The organism is Ensifer sp. D2-11, assembly GCF_054161295.1.
Window position 1 is genome coordinate 3,523,431 of sequence record NZ_CP096433.1, and the last position, 21,436, is coordinate 3,544,866.

19 protein-coding genes and 1 pseudogene are annotated in these 21,436 nt (G+C 63.8%); 18 read left to right on the forward strand and 2 right to left on the reverse strand.

What is annotated here, in order from left to right; all coding sequences use genetic code 11:
- Positions 1 to 67: 67 nt before the first annotated feature.
- The 16 genes from M1D34_RS16810 (at position 68) to lpdA (ending at position 17,177) form a co-directional block, all read left to right on the forward strand.
- Positions 68 to 1,006, forward strand: coding sequence for a carbohydrate ABC transporter permease (locus tag M1D34_RS16810; RefSeq protein WP_003530241.1), 939 nt, complete (start codon positions 68 to 70; stop codon positions 1,004 to 1,006).
- Entirely contained in the window at positions 999 to 1,847 is an 849-nt protein-coding gene (locus M1D34_RS16815; RefSeq protein WP_003530243.1) for a carbohydrate ABC transporter permease, read from the forward strand. Before M1D34_RS16810 ends, M1D34_RS16815 begins: the two co-directional genes overlap by 8 nt.
- Positions 1,848 to 1,883: 36 nt before the next feature.
- Positions 1,884 to 2,954, forward strand: coding sequence for an ABC transporter ATP-binding protein (locus M1D34_RS16820; protein ID WP_013844902.1), 1,071 nt, complete (start codon positions 1,884 to 1,886; stop codon positions 2,952 to 2,954).
- Between the two features lie 195 nt (positions 2,955 to 3,149).
- Positions 3,150 to 3,689, forward strand: coding sequence for a protease inhibitor Inh/omp19 family protein (locus tag M1D34_RS16825; RefSeq protein ID WP_003530248.1), 540 nt, complete (start codon positions 3,150 to 3,152; stop codon positions 3,687 to 3,689).
- A 217-nt stretch (positions 3,690 to 3,906) separates the two neighbouring features.
- Positions 3,907 to 4,185 carry a type II toxin-antitoxin system RelE/ParE family toxin gene (locus tag M1D34_RS16830; protein WP_003530250.1) on the forward strand — a complete coding sequence of 93 codons (279 nt, stop codon included), beginning with the start codon at positions 3,907 to 3,909 and terminating at the stop codon, positions 4,183 to 4,185.
- Positions 4,160 to 4,459: a HigA family addiction module antitoxin gene (locus M1D34_RS16835; RefSeq protein ID WP_003530252.1), complete on the forward strand. Its 300-nt coding sequence runs from the start codon at positions 4,160 to 4,162 to the stop codon at positions 4,457 to 4,459. The genes M1D34_RS16830 and M1D34_RS16835 overlap by 26 nt, the downstream gene beginning before the upstream one ends.
- A gap of 41 nt (positions 4,460 to 4,500) precedes the next feature.
- Positions 4,501 to 5,655, forward strand: coding sequence for a cell division protein ZapE (gene zapE / locus M1D34_RS16840; protein ID WP_003530254.1), 1,155 nt, complete (start codon positions 4,501 to 4,503; stop codon positions 5,653 to 5,655).
- Between the two features lie 182 nt (positions 5,656 to 5,837).
- Entirely contained in the window at positions 5,838 to 6,800 is a 963-nt protein-coding gene (gene mdh / locus M1D34_RS16845; RefSeq protein ID WP_003530257.1) for a malate dehydrogenase, read from the forward strand.
- Positions 6,801 to 6,833: 33 nt separating this feature from the next.
- The gene (gene sucC / locus M1D34_RS16850; RefSeq protein WP_003530260.1) at positions 6,834 to 8,030 is read left to right on the forward strand and encodes an ADP-forming succinate--CoA ligase subunit beta; all 1,197 of its coding nucleotides are present in this window, start codon (positions 6,834 to 6,836) and stop codon (positions 8,028 to 8,030) included.
- A gap of 6 nt (positions 8,031 to 8,036) precedes the next feature.
- Positions 8,037 to 8,939 carry a succinate--CoA ligase subunit alpha gene (gene sucD / locus M1D34_RS16855; protein ID WP_003530262.1) on the forward strand — a complete coding sequence of 301 codons (903 nt, stop codon included), beginning with the start codon at positions 8,037 to 8,039 and terminating at the stop codon, positions 8,937 to 8,939.
- Positions 8,940 to 9,219: 280 nt separating this feature from the next.
- Positions 9,220 to 12,216, forward strand: coding sequence for a 2-oxoglutarate dehydrogenase E1 component (locus M1D34_RS16860; protein ID WP_028011346.1), 2,997 nt, complete (start codon positions 9,220 to 9,222; stop codon positions 12,214 to 12,216).
- A 122-nt stretch (positions 12,217 to 12,338) separates the two neighbouring features.
- Positions 12,339 to 13,586 (forward strand): 2-oxoglutarate dehydrogenase complex dihydrolipoyllysine-residue succinyltransferase, encoded by a 1,248-nt coding sequence (odhB, locus tag M1D34_RS16865; protein ID WP_498780013.1) that lies wholly within the window; start codon positions 12,339 to 12,341, stop codon positions 13,584 to 13,586.
- A gap of 254 nt (positions 13,587 to 13,840) precedes the next feature.
- Complete coding sequence (locus M1D34_RS16870; RefSeq protein ID WP_498780015.1) at positions 13,841 to 14,485, forward strand: LysE family transporter; 645 nt, start codon at positions 13,841 to 13,843, stop codon at positions 14,483 to 14,485.
- The gene (locus tag M1D34_RS16875; protein WP_498781742.1) at positions 14,485 to 14,985 is read left to right on the forward strand and encodes a hypothetical protein; all 501 of its coding nucleotides are present in this window, start codon (positions 14,485 to 14,487) and stop codon (positions 14,983 to 14,985) included. The genes M1D34_RS16870 and M1D34_RS16875 overlap by 1 nt, the downstream gene beginning before the upstream one ends.
- Positions 14,982 to 15,734 carry an SDR family oxidoreductase gene (locus M1D34_RS16880; protein WP_498780017.1) on the forward strand — a complete coding sequence of 251 codons (753 nt, stop codon included), beginning with the start codon at positions 14,982 to 14,984 and terminating at the stop codon, positions 15,732 to 15,734. The genes M1D34_RS16875 and M1D34_RS16880 overlap by 4 nt, the downstream gene beginning before the upstream one ends.
- Before the next feature lie 36 nt (positions 15,735 to 15,770).
- Complete coding sequence (lpdA, locus tag M1D34_RS16885; protein WP_013844901.1) at positions 15,771 to 17,177, forward strand: dihydrolipoyl dehydrogenase; 1,407 nt, start codon at positions 15,771 to 15,773, stop codon at positions 17,175 to 17,177.
- A 205-nt stretch (positions 17,178 to 17,382) separates the two neighbouring features.
- Here the strand turns inward: lpdA and M1D34_RS16890 are convergent, their stop codons facing one another.
- The gene (locus tag M1D34_RS16890) at positions 17,383 to 18,459 is read right to left on the reverse strand and encodes a TraB/GumN family protein (protein WP_010970375.1); all 1,077 of its coding nucleotides are present in this window, start codon (positions 18,457 to 18,459) and stop codon (positions 17,383 to 17,385) included.
- A gap of 237 nt (positions 18,460 to 18,696) precedes the next feature.
- A complete protein-coding gene (locus M1D34_RS16895; protein ID WP_003530279.1) occupies positions 18,697 to 19,632 on the reverse strand; it encodes a tyrosine recombinase XerC in 936 nt (311 codons plus the stop codon).
- A gap of 177 nt (positions 19,633 to 19,809) precedes the next feature.
- On the opposite strand from M1D34_RS16895, the gene M1D34_RS16900 reads away from it, so the two are divergent.
- A complete protein-coding gene (locus tag M1D34_RS16900) occupies positions 19,810 to 20,733 on the forward strand; it encodes a GNAT family N-acetyltransferase (protein WP_003530281.1) in 924 nt (307 codons plus the stop codon).
- A 63-nt stretch (positions 20,734 to 20,796) separates the two neighbouring features.
- Positions 20,797 to 21,000: pseudogene (locus tag M1D34_RS16905) on the forward strand (AAA family ATPase); the annotation flags it as partial.
- Positions 21,001 to 21,436 lie beyond the last annotated feature (436 nt).

Sequence of the window (21,436 nt, forward strand, 5' to 3'; positions counted from 1 at the left end):
GGCGGCGGCGGGGACCCCGCCGCCCGGCCTTCCTTCGACCATTCGGAACGACCTTTGCGAGGACCAGATGACCGACGCGACTGCGACGATGACCGCGGTGCCGGCCACGGCAAGCCGCAAGAATGTGCGCTACAAGAGCCCGACCGTGCGCGGGCGCCTGCCGGTGCTCATCCTCTTCCTGCCGCCGGCCCTGCTGCTGTTCACGGTCTTCGTCATCCTGCCGATGGGAGAGGCGGCCTGGTACAGCCTCTACCGCTGGAACGGCTACGGAACCCCGACGCAGTTCGTGGGCTTGCGCAATTTCGAGGTGCTGTTCAACAATGCGGCCTTCTCGCGGGCGCTGATCAACAACGGCATCATCATTCTCGTTTCGGTGCTCCTGCAGATTCCGCTCGCCCTCTGGCTTGCGATGATGCTCGCGCACAGGATCGCCGGCGTCGTCGCCTTCCGGCTGATCTTCTTTCTGCCCTACGTGCTGGCGGATGTCGCGGCCGGGCTCATCTGGCGCTTCGTCTATGATGGCGACTACGGGCTTGTGGCGGCGATCGCCGGCTTCTTCGGCGTGGCCACCCCTTACGTGCTGGCCGACCGCAGCCTTGCCATCTATGCGGTGCTTGCCGTCATCATCTGGAAATATTTCGGCTTCCACATGATGCTGTTCATCGCCGGCCTGCAGGCGGTCGACAGGAGCGTGCTCGAAGCTGCCGAGATCGACGGGGCGACCGGCTGGCAGAAATTCCGATACGTGACCCTGCCGCTCCTCGGCTCGACCGTCAGGCTGTCGATCTTCTTCGCCGTCATCGGATCGCTGCAACTCTTCGATCTCGTCATGCCGCTCACCGGCGGCGGGCCGTCGAACTCGACGCAGACCATGGTGACCTTCCTCTACACCTACGGCGTCACCCGCATGCAGGTGGGGCTCGGAAGCGCGGTCGGCGTGGTCCTCTTCGTCATCTGCGTCACCCTCGCCTTCGGCTACAAACGGATATTCATGCGCCATGACTGACACGACTTCTTCCGTTCGCATGACCGCAGCCACCCGCCTCTATCTCTATGTGTCGCTGTCGCTGGTGGCGATGCTGGTCTTGCTACCCCTGGTCACCACGGCGCTCGGCGGCTTCAAGTCACTCGGCGACCTGCGCGTCAACCCTTTCGGCCTGCCTTCCGAATGGCTGTGGTCGAACTATCTCGATATCCTTTTCGGCGACCGCTACTGGCGGCAGATGCTGAACTCGCTGTTCATCGCGGCCATAACCGTGGTGCTGACCGTCATCGTTTCGGCCATGGCCGCCTTCACCTTCGCCCATGTCAGGTTCTTCGGCTCGAACCATTTGCTGAACTACTTCCTGATCGGGCTCATGTTCCCGGCGGCAACCGCGATCCTGCCGCTCTTCATCCGCATCCGCGATCTCGGTCTGCTCGATACCTATTGGGGCGTGATCCTGCCTCAGGTGGCGTTCGGCCTCGGCATGAGCATCCTGCTTTTCCGCAATTATTTCCGGAACCTGCCGGAAGAACTCTTCCAGGCCGCCTTCGTCGACGGCTGCGGCTACATCCGCTTCTTCTGGTACATCTCCCTGCCGCTTTCGCGCCCCATCGTCTCGACGGTCGGCATCATCACCTTCGTGCATAGCTGGAACAGCTACATCCTGCCGCTGATCATGCTGAACACGGAGGCGAAATATCCCTGGCCACTCGGCATCATGGTCTATCGCGGCGAGTTCGGCACCGATTGGCAGCTCGTGCTCGCCTTCATCACGCTGACGATCCTGCCGACGGTGATCGTCTTCTTTCTCGCCCAGAAGCACATCATCGCAGGCCTCACGGCCGGCGCGGTGAAATCCTGAGCCCTTCCCTGACGCATCGTTCCAAGGAGAAAGCATATGGCATCGGTCGAACTCAGGGACATCCGCAAGAGCTACGCTGCGCTCGAAGTGGTCCACGGCGTGTCTCTCTCGATCGCGGAGGGCGAATTCATCGCGCTCGTCGGTCCCTCCGGCTGCGGCAAATCCACGTTGCTGCGCATGATCGCCGGATTGGAAGAGATCAGCGACGGCGAGGTGCTGATCGGCGGCAAGGTGGTCAATCCGCTGACGCCGCGCGAGCGCAACATCGCCATGGTCTTCCAGTCCTACGCGCTCTACCCGCACATGTCGGTCGCCGAGAACATGGGCTTCAACCTCAAGCTCTCCGGTCTCTCCCGTCCCGAGATCGACAAAAAGGTGGGCGAGGCGGCGCGCATGCTGGCGCTGACGGAGCTTCTCGATCGCAAGCCGAGTCAGCTTTCCGGCGGCCAGCGCCAGCGCGTCGCCATGGGACGGGCGATCGTCCGCGATCCGGCCGTCTTCCTGTTCGACGAACCGCTCTCCAATCTGGATGCCAAGCTCCGGGTACAGATGCGCACCGAGATCAAGGCCTTGCACCAGAAGGTCGCCACCACCTCGATCTACGTGACTCACGACCAGATCGAGGCGATGACGCTCGCCGACCGCATCGTCGTCTTGAACGGCGGCAGGATCGAGCAGGTGGGCACACCGCTGGAGCTCTACCGCACCCCGGCCAACCTCTTCGTCGCGGGTTTCATCGGTTCGCCGGCCATGAACGTGCTCGACGGAACGGTCGATGCCGATGACGGGGAGCCGGCGGTGCGCCTCGGCGACGGGTCGGCGATCCGCATCGCGCCCGAGCGCAAGGTGCGGCCCGGGCAGGCGGTCCGGATCGGTCTGCGCCCGGAACATTTCGTCGCAGGCGGGGAGGGCAATGCCATTGCCGGCCAGACGCTGCTGGTCGAGCCGACCGGTGCCCAGACGCATGTGCTCTTCGAATTCGCCGGCGAACAGATAACCGCCGTCGTCGACGGCGATCACCCGGCCCGCCACGGATCCCTCTTCAGGGCGGCGATGGACCGCAGCCAGGTCTATGTCTTCGACCGGCAGACGGGCGCGGCACTCTGAGCATCGCGCCCGGCCGCCCGCCGGGGCGGGCCCGTGTCCGTGTGAAGGCACATGCGAGCGAATTCGTCGGGCGTCTCAATCCTGCAACTGCCGGGCGCGAAATGGCTTGCCTTGATTTGAAAGGTGGTTTTGCTGTAATTCGGCCTATATTATCGCGTTGCGTTATGGTTCGCGGACAATATCGGGGGTAAAGATATGCGGGTTTCACATGCGGCGGCCGGGTTGGCGGTTGTACTTGCGCTAACCGGATGCCAGCGGACGTCCTTCGGTGGTTTCGGATCTCAGGATGTTTCTCGCGCTCCCGCTCCCCTGCAGGCGCAGCCCGTACCCTCCGTCTCGGCGGGGCAGCTGCCGCCTCCGGCCGGGGCGTCGCAGTTCCCGGCCGCACCGACGACAGGCACCGCAGCGCCCGGCGCTGCTGCCGGCACGGAAGTGGCCGCAGCCACCAATGCGCTCGACGTGACGAAGGAATCGATGGTCGGCAACTGGCGCGTTTCGAGTGCCGGCAGTTCATGCGACATGTTCCTGACGCTCACCAATCTCGGCAGCGGTTCGCGCGGCGGCACGCGCGGCTGCGCCGGCGAGCTGACGGCCATGGGGTCGTGGGAGGTGGCGGGCAAGCAGGTCGTGCTCAAGGATCGCAGCGGCAATCCGATCGCCCGGCTCTACAAGACGGCCGATGCGCGCTTCGACGGCTCGACCAATGGCGGGCAGCCGGTCAGCCTCAGCCGCTAGGGCGGAGGAGAAGTGTTTGCGGTTTCGCCCGCATCCCGCATCTCAACTTGCAGGAATCGATCACGTTCATGATTTTAGGTCGATCCGACCTAAAATCATCGTGATTAGCGCTGCTTGAGCTAGCTGTGCGTGGGCTTTCCGCCCGCGTTGCCTCATCCGATAACGTTCTCGAACCCCTCTGTTGCGCTCTCCATGTGCAGCGTGTTACGTATCGCGTATGATTCAAAGCTTCGGGAACAAGGAGACTGAAGCAGTGTTCAAGCGGCAGCGAACGCGCCGCTTTGGCGCGTTTCAGAAACCCGCTCTCGTGAAGCTTCTCATGCTTCACGCGGCTACGCGCATCGAGGATTTGCGTGTTCCGCCCGGCAATCGGCTGGAAGCGCTGAAAGGTGATCGGGCGGGGCAGTATTCGATCCGCATTAACCAGCAATGGCGGATTTGCTTCCGCTTCGAGAACGGAGACGCCTACGATGTCGAAATCAGCGACTATCATTGATCCTATCATGCCCGGCGAAATCCTCGCCAGCGAGTTTCTCGAGCCGATGAATATCAGCGCCCGCAAGCTGGCGGGTCATATCGGCGTTCCGGCGAACCGGATCACCGAGATCATCAAGGGACGCCGGAGCATTACCGGCGATACGGCTCTGCGGCTTTCCAAGGCCTTTGGTACGACGCCGGAATTCTGGATCAATCTCCAAAGCCATTATGAACTGGAACGCGCGCGTGATGCCGCAGGTGATCTGAGCATTTCTCCGCTTCACGCCGCATGATGGACCAGAGCCGCAAAACCACGAAACGATAGAAGCGCATCGTGCTCAATCCTGACGACAGCATTCTTCACAAGCTCGAGGCGCTCGTTGCCGCCGGCGAACGGCAGCGTGACCCCGCTCAATTCGCAATCGCAAGAAGGCTCGACAGCCTGACGGCAAATCTCCTGGCAAGCCGCCCCTCGCGCAAGACCAATGCGCTCGGCTGGCTCTTTGCGGCGCGCAAGAAGGACCAGCCGCCGGTCAAGGGCCTCTATATCCACGGCGGCGTCGGGCGCGGCAAGACCATGCTGATGGACATGTTCTTCGATGCGGTGCCGATCCAGCGCAAGCGCCGCGCCCATTTCCACGAATTCATGGCCGATGTGCATGAGCGCATCTACAGGCACCGGCAGAAGCTCAAGAACGGCGAGACGAAGCAGGCCGATCCGATCCCGCCCGTCGCTTCCGATCTCTTCGGCGAAGCGCGGCTTCTGTGTTTCGACGAGTTCACCGTCACCGACATTGCCGATGCGATGATCCTGGCGCGGCTCTTCGGCGAACTGTTCGCCAAGGGCTGCGTGCTTGTCGCGACCTCAAACGTCGAGCCGGACAATCTCTATCGCGACGGCCTCAATCGCGGTCTCTTCCTGCCGTTCATCGATCTCCTGAAGGCGAATGCCGAGATAATCTCGCTCGATACGGAAACGGATTATCGCCTGGGCAAGACCGATGGCGCGCCCGTGTGGCTGTCGCCGCTCGGGCCCGAAACGGAAGCCGCCATGGATCGTGCCTGGTATCGGGAGACGAGCGGAGCGCCGGCCGCCTCGGCCGAGATCGGCCGCAAGGGGCGGACGATCCGCGTGCCGGCGGCGGCCGGCCGGGCCGCGCGGTTCACCTTTGCCGACCTGTGCGCGCAGCCGCTCGGTGCCGCCGACTATCTTGCGATCGTCGCGCAGTACAGCACCATCTTCCTCGACCATGTTCCGCATCTCGGGCCGCACCTGCGCAACGAGACGAAGCGCTTCATCATTCTTGTCGATGCCCTCTACGACCAGGGCGCCCGCCTGTTCGCCTCGGCTGCCGCGGAACCGCAGCATCTGCTGACCGCCAGGAAGGGCACCGAAGGCTTCGAATTCGACCGTACGGTTTCGCGTCTGATCGAGATGCAAAGCCAGGAATATGCCGCGGCTCACCCGCAAAATTCAGCGGCGGAATGACGGTCCGGCGACATCAGTTCTTACGTTTACGTAAGAATTTTACGATCTAACCGATTGAAATTGCTCTGCCAAAAAGTATCGATTGATATTTTTCCCTTTGCCGTTTAAGGGCTTTCGCGAAGGTTTGGCGTTTGCCGCGTTTCAGGCCTTGATCATTTTGGGATCACAAAGGAAGCACTTTCATGGCGCGCAACAAGATCGCACTTATCGGTTCGGGGATGATTGGTGGCACGCTGGCGCATCTCGCCGGCCTGAAGGAACTGGGCGACATCGTCCTCTTCGACATTGCCGACGGCATTCCCCAGGGCAAGGGTCTCGACATCGCGCAGTCCTCCCCGGTCGAGGGCTTCGATGCATCGCTGACCGGTGCGAGCGACTATTCCGCGATCGAGGGCGCCGACGTCTGCATCGTCACCGCCGGCGTGCCGCGCAAGCCCGGCATGAGCCGCGACGATCTGCTCGGCATCAACCTCAAGGTCATGGAACAGGTCGGCGCCGGCATCAAGAAATACGCTCCAAACGCCTTCGTCATCTGCATCACCAACCCGCTCGACGCCATGGTCTGGGCGCTGCAGAAGTTCTCCGGCCTGCCGAAGAACAAGGTCGTCGGCATGGCCGGCGTGCTCGACTCTTCGCGCTTCCGGCTCTTCCTCGCCGAGGAGTTCAACGTCTCTGTCAAGGACATCACCGCTTTCGTGCTCGGCGGCCATGGCGACACCATGGTGCCGCTCGCGCGTTATTCGACGGTTGCCGGCATCCCGCTGCCCGACCTGATCCAGATGGGTTGGACCACCAAGGAAAAGCTCGACCAGATCATTCAGCGCACCCGTGACGGCGGCGCCGAGATCGTCGGCTTGCTCAAGACCGGCTCGGCCTATTATGCGCCGGCCGCCTCGGCGATCGAAATGGCCGAAGCCTATCTCAAGGACAAGAAGCGCGTGCTGCCCTGCGCCGCTCATCTCTCCGGCCAGTATGGCGTCAAGGACATGTATGTCGGCGTGCCCACCGTGATCGGTGCCGGCGGCATCGAGCGCATCATCGAGATCGACCTCAACAAGGGCGAGAAGGAAGCCTTCGACAAGTCGGTTGCGGCCGTCGCCGGCCTTTGCGAAGCCTGCATCAACATCGCACCCAGCCTGAAGTAACCGCCATCCGGCCTATCAGACAGGAAAGAACCCATGAACATCCATGAATACCAGGCCAAGGCTCTGTTGAAGAGCTATGGCGCGCCGGTCGCGGAAGGCGTCGCGATCTTCTCCGCCGACGAGGCCGAGGCGGCCGCGAAGAAGCTGCCGGGGCCGCTTTACGTGGTGAAGAGCCAGATCCACGCCGGCGGCCGCGGCAAGGGCAAGTTCAAGGAACTCGGCCCCGATGCGAAGGGCGGCGTGCGCCTGGCCAAGTCGGTGGACGAGGTCGTCGCCAATGCCAAGGACATGCTCGGCAACACGCTGGTGACCAAGCAGACCGGTCCGGCCGGCAAGCAGGTCAACCGCCTCTATATCGAGGACGGCGCCGATATCGACCGCGAGCTCTATCTCTCGATCCTCGTCGATCGCTCCGTCGGCCAGGTGGCCTTCGTCGTTTCGACCGAGGGCGGCATGGATATCGAAGCGGTCGCCGAACATACGCCGGAGAAGATCGTCACCGTCGCGATCGATCCGGAAAAGGGCGTGACCGCAGAAAATCTGAAGACGCTGGCCGACGCGCTGAAGCTCGAAGGCGAAGCGCGCGCAGATGCCGAGAAGCTCTTCCCGATCCTCTACAAGGCATTCGTCGAAAAGGACATGAGCCTGCTCGAGGTCAATCCGCTGATCGTCATGACGAACGGCCGGATGCGCGTCCTCGACGCCAAGGTCTCCTTCGACGGCAATGCGCTCTTCCGCCATGAGGACGTGGTCGCGCTGCGCGACACGACGGAAGAGGACGACAAGGAAATCGAGGCGTCGAAATACGACCTCGCCTATGTCGCCCTGGACGGCAATATCGGCTGTATGGTCAACGGCGCCGGTCTGGCCATGGCGACGATGGACATCATCAAGCTCTACGGCGCCGAGCCTGCGAACTTCCTCGATGTCGGCGGCGGCGCCTCGAAGGAAAAGGTCACCCAGGCCTTCAAGATCATCACGGCCGATCCGGCGGTGAAGGGCATCCTCGTAAACATCTTCGGCGGCATCATGAAATGCGATGTCATCGCCGAGGGCGTGCTTGCAGCGGTCAAGGAAGTCGGCCTCAAGGTGCCGCTCGTCGTGCGCCTGGAAGGCACCAATGTCGAGCTCGGCAAGAAGATCATCAATGAATCGGGCCTCAACGTGATTTCCGCCGATGATCTGGACGACGCCGCCCAGAAGATCGTTGCAGCCGTGAAGGGAGCCTGAGGTTTCATGTCCATCCTGATCAACAAAGACACCAAGGTTCTCGTTCAGGGCCTGACCGGCAAGACCGGTACCTTCCACACCGAGCAGGCACTCGCCTATAACGGCACCAAGATGGTCGGCGGCATCCACCCGAAGAAGGGCGGCGAGACCTGGACCGGCGCCAAGGGCGAGCAGCTGCCGATCTTCGCTACCGTTGCCGAAGGGCGCGACGCAACCGGCGCCAACGCTTCCGTGATCTATGTCCCGCCGGCCGGTGCCGCCGCGGCGATCATCGAGGCGATCGACGCCGAAATCCCGCTCATCGTCTGCATCACCGAGGGCATTCCCGTCGCCGACATGGTGAAGGTCAAGGCCCGGCTCGAAAAGTCCTCTTCGCGCCTCATCGGCCCGAACTGCCCGGGCGTGCTGACGCCCGACGAATGCAAGATCGGCATCATGCCGGGCAACATCTTCCGCAAGGGCTCGGTCGGCGTGCTTTCGCGCTCCGGCACGCTGACCTACGAGGCGGTGTTCCAGACGACCAATGAAGGCCTCGGCCAGACGACGGCAGTCGGCATCGGCGGCGACCCGGTCAAGGGCACCGAGTTCATCGACGTGCTGGAAATGTTCCTCGCAGACGACGAGACCAAGTCGATCATCATGATCGGCGAGATCGGCGGCTCGGCCGAAGAGGAAGCGGCGCAGTTCCTGAAAGACGAGGCAAAGCGCGGCCGCAAGAAGCCGATGGTCGGCTTCATCGCGGGCCGTACCGCGCCTCCCGGCCGCACCATGGGCCATGCCGGCGCCGTCATCTCCGGCGGCAAGGGCGGTGCGGAAGACAAGATCGCGGCTATGGAATCGGCCGGGATCCGCGTCTCGCCTTCGCCCGCACGCCTCGGCAAGACGCTGGTCGAAGTCCTGAAGGGCTGACGAACGATCCTACGGCGCCCGCGCGTCCTGTCGGACGCATAAAGGTCGCCGTGGCACTTTGCAGCGGGGCGGCAGGCCATGCCGCCCCATTGGAGCCACGAAAGATACGATGATGAGCGTCAAGTCCGGTGCAGATGGCGAATTGCCGGAACCGGGCCGACGCAGCCGGAGCGACGCGCCTGACCGTTGAAAGGCGCCGATCCGGCAGAAGGCAAACATGACCGGGAAAACCCGGCACACCAACTTAAGTCAGGAGGCGGGCCGAAGTCCGCGATAGACCATGACAAGGCAAGAGGCCAACGAGCAATTCCAGCTCACATCCTTTCTGGACGGCGCCAATGCCGCCTATATCGAGCAGCTCCATGCGCGCTACGAAGCGGACCCCTCATCCGTTTCGGCCGAGTGGCAGTCCTTCTTCAAGGCGCTTGCCGACCGGCCCGAAGATGTGGTGAGGGCGGCCAAGGGCGCCTCCTGGAAGAAGCAGAACTGGCCGATTCCCGCCAATGGCGAGCTCGTCTCGGCCCTCGACGGCGACTGGGGCACGGTCGAAAAGGTCATCGAAAAGAAGGTGAAAGCGAAGGCCGAGGAAGCCGCAGCCGTTGCCGGCGTGGCGCTCAGCGAGGCCGAGGTGCATCAGTCGACGCGCGATTCCGTCCGCGCCATCATGATGATCCGCGCCTATCGTATGCGCGGCCACCTGCACGCCAAGCTCGACCCGCTCGGCCTTGCCGATCCGGTCGAGGATTACGACGAACTCTCCCCGAAGACCTACGGCTTCGAAGAGAAGGACTACGACCGCAAGATCTTCATCGACAACGTGCTCGGCCTCGAATATGCGACCGTGCGCGAGATGGTCGAGATCCTCGAGCGGACCTATTGTTCGACGATCGGCGTCGAATTCATGCATATGTCCAACCCGGAAGAGAAGGGCTGGATACAGGAACGCATCGAAGGTCCGGACAAGGGCGTCGAATTCACCCCCGAGGGCAAGAAGGCGATCCTGCAGAAGCTCATCGAGGCGGAAGGCTTCGAGCAGTTCATCGACGTCAAGTACAAGGGCACCAAGCGCTTCGGCGTCGACGGCGGCGAATCGCTGATCCCGGCGCTCGAGCAGATCATCAAGCGCGGCGGCCAGCTCGGCCTCAAGGAGATCGTGCTGGGCATGGCGCATCGCGGCCGCCTCAACGTTCTCTCGCAGGTGATGGCCAAGCCGCACCGCGCCATCTTCCACGAGTTCAAGGGCGGCTCCTACACGCCCGATGACGTGGAAGGCTCCGGCGACGTCAAGTATCACCTGGGCGCTTCCTCGGACCGCGAGTTCGACGGCAACAAGGTCCACCTGTCGCTGACGGCGAACCCGTCGCATCTCGAGATCGTCAATCCGGTCGTCATGGGCAAGGCGCGCGCCAAGCAGGACCAGATGGCGACCGTATTCGAAGGCGACATCATTCCGCTGCGCGAACGCGTCAAGGTCATGCCGTTGATCCTGCACGGCGACGCGGCATTTGCCGGCCAGGGCGTGGTCGCCGAAATTCTCGGCCTCTCCGGCCTGCGCGGGCATCGTGTCGGCGGCACGGTGCACTTCATCATCAACAACCAGATCGGCTTCACCACGAACCCGGCCTTCTCGCGTTCCTCGCCCTATCCGTCGGACGTGGCGAAGATGATCGAGGCGCCGATCTTCCACGTGAACGGTGACGATCCGGAAGCGGTCGTCTATGCGGCCAAGGTCGCGACCGAATTCCGGATGAAGTTCCACAAGCCGGTGGTCATCGACATGTTCTGCTACCGCCGCTTCGGTCACAACGAGGGCGACGAGCCGGCGTTCACGCAGCCGAAGATGTACAAGGCGATCCGTGCGCACAGGACCGTCGTCCAGCTCTATTCGGACCGGCTGATCGCCGAGGGCCTGATCAGCGAAGGCGAAGTCGAGAAGATGAAGGCCGATTGGCGCGCCCATCTCGAACAGGAATTCGAGGCGGGCCAGTCCTACAAGCCGAACAAGGCCGACTGGCTCGACGGCGCCTGGTCGGGCCTGCGCACGGCCGACAACCAGGATGAGCAGCGCCGCGGACGGACCTCGGTGCCGATGAAGCAGTTGAAGGAGGTCGGCCGCAAGCTGTCCGAAATTCCGGCCGGCTTCAGCGCGCACCGCACCATCCAGCGCTTCATGGAAAACCGCGCCAATATGATCCAGACCGGCGAGGGCATCGACTGGGCGATGGCGGAAGCGCTCGCCTTCGGCACGCTCGTTACCGAGGGCACCAAGATCCGCCTGTCCGGTCAGGATTGCGAACGCGGCACCTTCTCGCAGCGCCATTCGGTCCTCTACGATCAGGAGACCGAAGAGCGCTATATCCCGCTCGCCAACCTGTCGCCGACGCAGGCACGCTACGAGGTCATCAATTCGATGCTCTCGGAAGAGGCGGTGCTCGGCTTCGAATACGGCTATTCGCTCGCCCGCCCGAACGCCCTGACGCTCTGGGAAGCCCAGTTCGGCGACTTCGCCAACGGCGCGCAGGTAGTGTTCGACCAGTTCATCTCGTCGGGCGAGCGCAAGTGGCTGCGCATGTCGGGCCTCGTCTGCCTGCTGCCGCACGGCTACGAGGGCCAGGGGCCGGAGCATTCCTCCGCCCGGCTGGAACGCTTCCTGCAGCTTTGCGCGGAAGACAACATGCAGGTCGCCAACGTCACGACCCCGGCGAACTATTTCCACATCCTGCGCCGTCAGGTGAAGCGCGATTTCCGCAAGCCGCTGATCCTGATGACGCCGAAGTCGCTGCTGCGTCACAAGCGGGCGGTCTCCAGCCTGTCGGAAATGGCCGGCGAGAGCTCCTTCCATCGTCTCCTCTGGGACGATGCCGAGGTTATCAAGGACGGTCCGATCAAGCTGCAGAAGGATTCGAAGATCCGTCGCGTCGTCATGTGCTCGGGCAAGGTCTATTACGACCTTCTGGAGGAGCGCGAGAAGCGCGGCATCGACGACATCTACCTGCTGCGCGTCGAACAGCTCTATCCGTTCCCGGCCAAGGCGCTCATCAACGAGCTCAGCCGTTTCCGCAACGCGGAGATGGTCTGGTGCCAGGAAGAGCCGAAGAACATGGGCGCCTGGTCGTTCATCGATCCCTATCTGGAGTGGGTCCTTGCCCATATCGATGCCAAGTACCAGCGGGTGCGCTATACCGGCCGTCCGGCCGCCGCTTCCCCGGCGACGGGCCTGATGTCCAAGCATCTGGCACAGCTTGCCGCCTTCCTCGAGGATGCGCTGGGGGGCTGACGAAGCCCCTCACGGTCTGCCGATCGCTGGAGCACTTCCAGGAAAGTGCGTAGCGGTTTTCCGTCCGGGAGCGCGTAACTCAAAGAGCTAGAAACAGAAATCTGATCAACGGAACAAAACTCATGGCAACAGAAATCCGCGTTCCCACCCTTGGCGAATCCGTCAGCGAAGCGACCGTCGGCACCTGGTTCAAGAAGGTCGGCGACGCGATCAAGGCCGACGAGCCGATCCTCGAGCTCGAGACCGACAAGGTGACGATCGAAGTTCCGGCCCCGGCCGCCGGCACGCTCAGCGAAATCGTCGCGCAGGCGGGCGAAACCGTGGGTCTCGGCGCGCTGCTCGGGCAGATCGCCGAGGGCGCGGGTGCTGCCGCCGCTGCGCCGGCTGCGGCCGAGAAGAAGCCTGAACCTGCTGCCGCCACCGCTGCTGCGGCCGCACAGCCGGCCGCCGCTGCCGCGACGCAGACGTCCACGTCGATGCCGCCGGCCCCGGCCGCCGCCAAGCTCATCGCCGAGAACAATCTTTCCGCCGATCAGATCGACGGCTCGGGCAAGCGCGGCCAGGTGCTGAAGGGTGACGTGCTCGCGGCCGTCGCCAAGGGCATTTCGGCTCCGGCTGCAGCCGAACCGGCCAAGGTCCAGGCCCGCGCGCCGGCGCCGGCGGAAGATGCCGCCCGCGAAGAGCGCGTGAAGATGACCCGCCTGCGCCAGACGATCGCCCGGCGTTTGAAGGACGCGCAGAACACCGCGGCTATGCTCACCACCTATAACGAGGTGGACATGAGCGCCGTCATGAGCCTGCGCTCGAAGTACAAGGACATCTTCGAGAAGAAGCACGGCGTGAAGCTCGGCTTCATGGGCTTCTTCACCAAGGCCGTGACGCATGCGCTGAAGGAGTTGCCGGCTGTCAACGCCGAGGTCGACGGCACCGAGATCATCTACAAGAACTTCTGCCACGTCGGCGTCGCCGTCGGCACCGACAAGGGTCTCGTCGTGCCGGTCGTGCGCGATGCCGACCAGATGTCGATCGCCGAGATCGAGAAGGAAATCGGCCGTCTCGGAAAGGCAGCGCGTGACGGTACGCTGTCCATGGCCGACATGCAGGGCGGCACCTTCACCATCTCCAACGGCGGCGTCTACGGTTCGCTGATGTCCTCGCCGATCCTCAACGCTCCGCAATCGGGCATCCTCGGCATGCACAAGATCCAGGACCGCCCGGTCGCGATCGGCGGTCAGGTCGTCATCCGCCCGATGATGTATCTGGCGCTCTCCTACGATCACCGCATCGTCGACGGCAAGGAAGCGGTGACCTTCCTCGTGCGCGTCAAGGAAAGCCTCGAGGATCCGGAACGCCTGGTGCTGGATCTCTAGATCACGGTGATTTTAGGTCGGGTCGACTCAAAGTCATGAGACGCGGGATGCGGGAGGAAAACCGCACACGCTTTTCCTCATCCCGCTCCAAGGAATGGCGGGGGCCGCGTGCCCCCGTTTCCATCTCCACCGATGCCCGTGCCGGGACGCGCGTCTGACGGGCATCGACAGCCACGGAACCAGAGGTTAGGTTTCGGGGGCACGCTATGCGCGCATCCCGGACAGTTTGGCATCGTAAGCACCGGTCGCAAAACATGATGAGCTATCTGATCGAACTCGCTTCGCTAATGGCGATCTTCACCTTCGCCATCGTTTCGCCCGGCGCCGACCTCGCCATGGTGCTGCGCCAATCGCTGGTGCACGGCCGCCGCTCAGCGGTCATCACCTCCTTCGGCATCGGCGCGTCGCTGATGTTCCACGTGACCTACACCATTCTCGGCCTCGGGCTGATCATCTCGCAGTCGATCTACCTCTTCAACATCGTCAAATGGTGCGGCGTCGCCTACCTGATCTACATCGGCATCAAAGCCCTTCGCGCCGGCCAGACGGAAATCGCGGTCGAAGAAGCGGCCGAGTGCGGCGAAGCCCGCCGGCAGCAGTCGGCGCTGAAGGCCTTCGGGCTCGGCTTTGCCGCCAACGCGCTCAATCCCAAGGCGGTCTTCTTCTTCCTGTCGATCTTTTCGACGGTCGTCAGCGCCCATACGCCGATGACGGTCAAATTCGGCTATGGCTTCGTCATGGCGAGCGCGCTGATCCTTTGGTTCGTCGGGGTCAGCCTGTTCATGACGACGCCGCGGATGCGGGCGGCCTTCACGCGTGCGAGCAAATGGATCGACCGGGCGAGCGGCATGGTCTTCATCGCTCTCGGACTGAAGCTGGCGACGGAAAAGGCCGCGTGATGATCTGCGGCCGCAACGTTCTTTTCGCTTCGCTTATGCTTTCGGCAGCACCCGCGCTTGCGGACGAGTGCACCCAGGCGCAGGCGGTCTATGCCGATCCGGCCGGAACCTATGAGCTGCACTTCGAGCCCGTCGGATCGGAGGCGGCAGTCACCAGCAATCACTTCAAGGTCAGGATCGGGGACACCGGGGTATTGCTCGATGGCGTCGTGATGCAGTCGGGCGAACCACTGCGGGCGAACGGGATCGTCATGAACGATTGCCCGACCGGCGACGTGACCGGCGCGGAACTCGAGGCCTGCACCGTCTGGCAGGGCCCGATCTATGCGGTCGACAAGGCCGGCCAGATCGGACTGCTTCAGCCGGAGGACGCGCCCGCAGCCGATCGGATCCTGCTTCCGGATTTCGGACCGTCGCTGCGCGAATCGAGCGCCTGGGGCGAAGGCAGGGATACCACCGACAGTTCCGATGTCTTCCAGTTCAAGGGGTGTGGATCATGAGCGACGGACCCGTGCTTCTCGTCACCGGGGGCAGCCGCGGCATCGGCGCCGCGGTCGCGCTTGCCGCGGCCAGCGAAGGCTGGAGGGTCGCCGTCAACTATGCGTCCAATCGCGATGCGGCCGAGGACGTGGTCCGCCGCATCGCGGAAGCCGGCGGCACGGCCGTTTCCGTCGAGGGCAACGTGGGCAGGGAAGAGGGCGTGAAGGCGATCTTTGCCGCTGTCGACACCGCCTTCGGCCGTCTCGACGGCCTCGTCAACAATGCCGGGATCATCGGTCCGCCGCAGCGCGTAGACGAGGTTTCGCCCGAGCGGATCGAGCAGTTGTTCCGCGTCAACGTGACGGGCTCCATCCGTTGCGCCGCCGAGGCGGTGCTTCGAATGTCGACGCGCCACGGCGGGCGGGGCGGTTCGATCGTCAATCTCTCCTCCATCGCCGCCGTGCTCGGTGCGCCCGGGCAATATGTCGACTACGCCGCCACGAAGGGCGCGATCGACAGCTTCACGGTCGGACTGGCGCGTGAAGTTGCCACCGAGGGCATACGCGTGAACGCGGTCAGGCCCGGCATCATCGATACGGAAATTCATGCCTCCGGCGGGCTGCCCAACCGCGCCCGCGACCTCGCACCCACGATCCCGATGCAGCGGCCCGGAACGGCCGGTGAGGTTGCCGATGCAATTCTCTATCTCCTGTCCGACAAGGCGACTTACGTGACGGGAACCATTCTCACCGTCAGCGGCGGGCGGTAGCCCTCCCAAGACTGTCCTCCCAAGAAGGATTATCAAATGGCCTATGATCTCATCGTTATCGGAAGCGGCCCCGGCGGCTATGTCTGCGCCATCAAGGCGGCGCAGCTCGGCATGAAGGTTGCCGTGGTCGAGAAGCGCAGCACCTATGGCGGCACATGCCTGAATGTCGGCTGCATCCCCTCCAAGGCGCTGCTGCATGCTTCCGAGATGTTCCATCAGGCTCAGCACGGCCTGGAGGCGCTGGGTGTGGAGGTCGCAAACCCGAAGCTCAACCTTCAGAAGATGATGGCCCACAAGGACGCGACCGTTAAGTCCAACGTCGACGGCGTCTCCTTCCTCTTCAAGAAGAACAAGATCGATGGCTTCCAGGGCACCGGCAAGGTTCTCGGCCAGGGCAAGGTCTCGGTCACGAACGAAAAGGGTGAGGAGCAGGTGCTCGAGGCGAAGAACGTCGTCATCGCCACCGGCTCGGATGTCGCCGGCATCCCGGGCGTGGAGGTCGCGTTCGACGAAAAGACCATCGTCTCCTCGACCGGGGCGCTCGCGCTCGAAAAGGTCCCCGCGAGCATGATCGTCGTCGGCGGCGGCGTCATCGGCCTCGAGCTCGGCTCGGTCTGGGCGCGCCTCGGCGCCAAGGTGACCGTGGTCGAATTCCTCGACACGATTCTCGGCGGCATGGACGGCGAAGTCGCCAAGCAGCTTCAGCGGATGCTGACCAAGCAGGGCATCGACTTCAAGCTCGGCGCCAAGGTGACGGGCGTCGTGAAATCGGGCGACGGTGCCAAGGTCACCTTCGAGCCCGTTAAGGGCGGCGAGGCCACTACGCTCGATGCCGAAGTCGTGCTCATCGCTACCGGTCGCAAGCCCTCGACGGACGGCTTGGGTCTCGCCAAGGCGGGCGTCGTCCTCGATTCGCGTGGCCGCGTGGAGATCGACCGGCATTTTCAGACGAGCATTGCCGGCGTCTACGCGATCGGCGACGTGGTGCGTGGGCCGATGCTGGCGCACAAGGCCGAGGATGAAGGTGTCGCCGTGGCGGAGATCATCGCAGGTCAGGCCGGCCACGTGAACTACGACGTCATTCCGGGCGTTGTCTACACCCAGCCCGAGGTCGCCTCCGTCGGCAAGACCGAGGAAGAGCTGAAGGCTGCGGGCGTCGCCTACAAGATCGGCAAGTTCCCCTTCACCGCCAATGGCCGCGCCCGCGCCATGCTTCAGACGGACGGTTTCGTGAAGATTCTCGCGGACAAGGAGACCGACCGCGTGCTCGGCGGCCACATCATCGGCTTCGGCGCCGGCGAAATGATCCACGAGATCGCGGTGCTGATGGAATTCGGCGGATCGTCGGAGGACCTCGGCCGCACCTGCCACGCCCATCCGACGATGTCGGAGGCGGTAAAGGAAGCGGCGCTTTCCACCTTCTTCAAGCCGATCCACATGTGATTATTGGAGGGCGGCGCTGCCCCTCATCCGCCTGCCGGCTCCTTCTCCCCGCAGGCGGGGAGAAGGGACAAGCGGCGCCAACTGAACCCCGCATTCACTGCCCGCCCGAGGGAGCGAGCGGGCGCGGCATATCCCTTCTCCCCGCCTGCGGGGAGAAGGTGGCGGCAGCCGGATGAGGGGCATTCTCACCGCATCGACCGGCCGATCATTCCACCCGCGTTACCGTGAACCCCTGCTGACGCAGGAGTTCGACGAGGCCTTCCCTGCCGGGAAGGTGGAGCGCGCCGACGGCCATGAAGGCGCCGCCGCCCTTCAGGAGGGGCGCGGCGCGATCTGCCATGATCCTGTTGCGATCGATGATGATGCGCTGCTCGAATTCGGCGTAGCCGGCGTCGTCGGACGACAGCCCGGCGGAGACGAGTTTCATCATCGGCATGATCGTGCCCGTCTCGCCGGAGAGGTAGAGATCGGTGGTCGTCGTCATCACGTCGTCCATCGTCTTGCCGAGAGCAAGCGTTTCGATCAGCGCCTTGAGATGCAACTCGACCGGCAGCGAATCCATCGCCGATAGCTGCTCGACCAGCGTTTCGAGCCCCTTGAGCGTCTTGCCCTCCTTCACCGCGTCCTCGGCGAGCTTCTTGTCGAGGAAGGAGGCACCGGCCGCCTTGCGCGAGAATTCGCAGGCCGGCAGGGCCACGAAGCTGGCGATCATCCAGGGCTTCATCTTGGTGACGAGCGGCAGGGGGATGCCGCGCGCCTTGAGGCCGTTTTCGAGAAGCGCGCGGTCCTCCGGCTTCAGGAAGTCGTTGATCGTCTTGTCGCCGGTGAACATGGTCAGTTCGGGCTGCATCATGATCGCAGCGGTTGCCCTGTTCTGGTCGACGATCTCGTCGGATTCGACGATCACGGTCTCAGCCCTTGCGAAGGCTTCCGTCGCGCCGCCGGGCATCGCCAGTACGCGAGGATCGGTGACATGCATGGTGCCGAGCAGGAAGGAGGGCGCCTGTCCGTGGCCTTCGATTTTCCAAAGCAGGCCCTTTCCGTTGGGCACCGCCGCCGCTTCCGCGCGCAGCGCCGCCAGGCGGGCCGGGTCCGAGAGTTCGAGGCCGGTCAAGATGTTGCTGCCGGCGCAATCGACTTCTTCCGCGCGTGCATCCGACACATAAAGCAGGGCGGCAAGGAGGCTTGCTGCCGTCAGTGCATTCAACATCGCGATCAGCCACAGCAGGCCGTCTGCCGCCTTGGCCGCCAGATCGCGGACCGGTCCGGTGAAAGTGTTCATGGGTGCCCCCCGCATTTAGAGCATGTCAGCGTTTCATTGAAACGCAGATGCGCTCTAACTCTTTGAAGCTGCGCACTTCCGGACGGAAAACCGCTGCACACTTTTCCTGGGAGCGCTCTGGCGGAACCCTACTCCCCCGCGGTCACGGGTTCCTTAACGCGCTTGGTTAACCGTCAAGCACGTCGGATTTTGGGCACGTCGGATTTTGGGCACGTCGGATTTTGGGCGCGTCGGATCTTAGGCGCGCGGGTGGGCACGGTCGTAGATTTCCAGGAGCCGCGCCGAATCGACGCCGGTATAGACCTGCGTCGTCGACAGGCTGGCATGGCCGAGCAGTTCCTGGATGGTGCGGAGATCCCCTCCGCCTGCCAGAAGATGCGTCGCGAAAGAGTGGCGCAGCGCGTGCGGCGTCGCCGAATCCGGCAGGCCGAGTGCGGCGCGCAGCTTCTGCATCTCGCGCTGGATGATCGCCGGCTGGAGCTTCGCGCCGCGAGCGCCGCGGAAAATCGGCTCTTCGGGCTCGATATGGTAGGGGCAGAGCTTCCGATAGGTCTCGACCGCTTCCGCGGCGGCCGCGATCATCGGCACGATCCGTGTCTTGCCGCCCTTTCCGGTGACCCTGAGCGACGTGACCGGTCCTGAGAAATCGGCAGGGGTCAGGTCCAGCGCCTCCGCTATCCGCAGGCCGCAGCCATAGAGCAATGTCAGCACTGCGGCGTTGCGCGCCGCGATCCAGGGTTCCTCGGCCAGTTGCGCGTCCGCCGTGACGACCTTCAGGGCCTCCCGGTCGGTCAATGCCTTGGGGAGGGACTTCGGCTGCTTCGGGGACCGCACCGCCCCTGCGCCCGCCGCATTGGCGAGCCCGTTTCTCTCGAGATAGCGCAGGAAGGAACGCAGACCTGCCAGCCCGCGGCCGAGCGTGCGCGCGCCGGCCCCGCCCTTGCGGCGCTGCGCCAGGAAGCCGCGCAGATCCGCCGGGCGCAGGGCGCGAATATCCGAGAGCCGCGGCGGCCCCGCGAGGTGCCCGGTCAGGAACGTCAGGAACTGCCGCGTGTCGCGCTCATAGGCGTCGACCGTCTTTTCGGACAACCGGCGTTCCTCGGCGAGGCTCGCAAGCCAGCGCCTTCGTTCCGCCATCACTTCCGGATGGCCTATCGCAAGAAGTTCGTTCATCATCGGGCCCGGCGGTTTCATCAGCGCGGTGAGCTCGCTGATCCAGGCTCGGAGCATCGCATCGGGCGTGTTATGTTTTTGCTAACGTGCTGAAGTTTGCTGCGGCGGCCCCTTGGAATTTGTCATTGTTCGATCATATTGAACTGCAATGTTCGGCCAGCAACAGCGGATGGGACAATGTCGAGACGTGATTCGGCGAGCGCTCTGGCGCATTTTGCAGAGGCGGTTGCGCTGGTCTCGCAAGGGCGTCCCGGCCATATCGTCGATACGCTGATAGCGGAGCGCGGCCAGAAGATCGTCCGCCATCCCCTGTGGCCCGCAATGCGGCCCTTTCTCTACACGCTGCTCAACTACCGCAAGGCGATCGAGTTCGCCAATGCCGTCGCCAATATGCCGGGCTTCCAGGCCTTCGAGCATCTGAGTTCGCTTCTCGATCTCGAGATCCGCGCCGACAAGCCGGAGCGTATTCCCGAGAAGGGCGGGTTCCTGCTCGTCAGCAACCACCCGACGGGGATCGCCGACGGCATCGCCGTCTTCGATCTCCTGAAGAGCCGGCGGCCGGACATGATGTTCTTTGCGAACCGCGACGCGATCCGCGTCAATCCGCGTTTCGTCGAGATGGTCATCCCGGTCGAATGGCGGGAGGAGTACAAGTCGAAGCTGAAGGCGCGCGAAACGCTGCAGGTCACGAACAGGGCAATCGAGGAGGGCAAGGCGACCGTGCTCTTCCCCTCCGGCCGCATCGCCTACTGGGCCGAGGGACGCCTCAACGAGCGCCCCTGGAAGAGCTCGGCGGTCGGCTTCGCACGCAAATACGGCCTGCCGATCCTGCCGGTGCATATGAGCGCGCGCAATTCCGGCCTCTTCTACTGGTTCGCCAAATGGTCGACGGAACTGCGCGACATGACGGTGTTCCACGAACTCCTGAACAAGAAGGGCGACCGCTTCGACTTCCGGATCGGCAATCTCATTCCGGCGGACGCGCTCGACGGCGATCCGATGGAAGTGACACGTGCGCTGGAACGTCATACGGTACACGCACTGGCTGCCGACAGCGACGCGGCGTTCGAGCTGTCTGCCAGGGCGGTTGTAGCGGGCTAAGCCGTCACCATGATGCTTCGCTCGATGTTCGCCGAGAACTACCGGTCGCTGCGCTCGATCCGTATGGATTTGGCCGGCGTCAATCTGTTCATCGGAGAGAACGGCGTCGGGAAGTCCAACCTCTATCGTGCCCTGCAGCTGGTTCAGGCTGCCGTGCGAGGCCATCTCGCCCGCGAGATCGCCGAAGAAGGCGGCATGGTGTCCGCTATCTGGAGCGGCCCGCAACGCGTCGGCAAGCCGGCGCGTATTCGCCTGGACGCCGAACTGATCGACGAGGAGCGAGCGATCACCTTCCGCTACCGGATCGAGGCGGGGTTCCGCCCGCCAAAAGGGGCGGCGGGTTTCGCTCATGAGCCGCAGGTCAAGGAGGAGGAGCTCACGATCGAGACGGGCCGGCGCCCGGTTCCGGTGATGAAGCGTACCGGCCCCGGTATCTTCGTGCGCGGCGAGGGCGGCCGGATGGTGGACTATCCGGAACAGGCGATGACATCGGAAACGGCCATTTCGTTGCTCGGCGATGCCGGCCACTATCCGGAGATCGGGGACTTCCGCCGGGCGGTCGACCAATGGCGGTTCTTTCACGGCTTTCGCACCGACCGCGAATCGCCGCTGCGAATGCCCTGTCTCGCGATCACCGCGCCGCTGCTGGACGAGACCGGCTTCAACATGGCCGCCGTCTTCGCGACGCTTCGGCACACGAGAC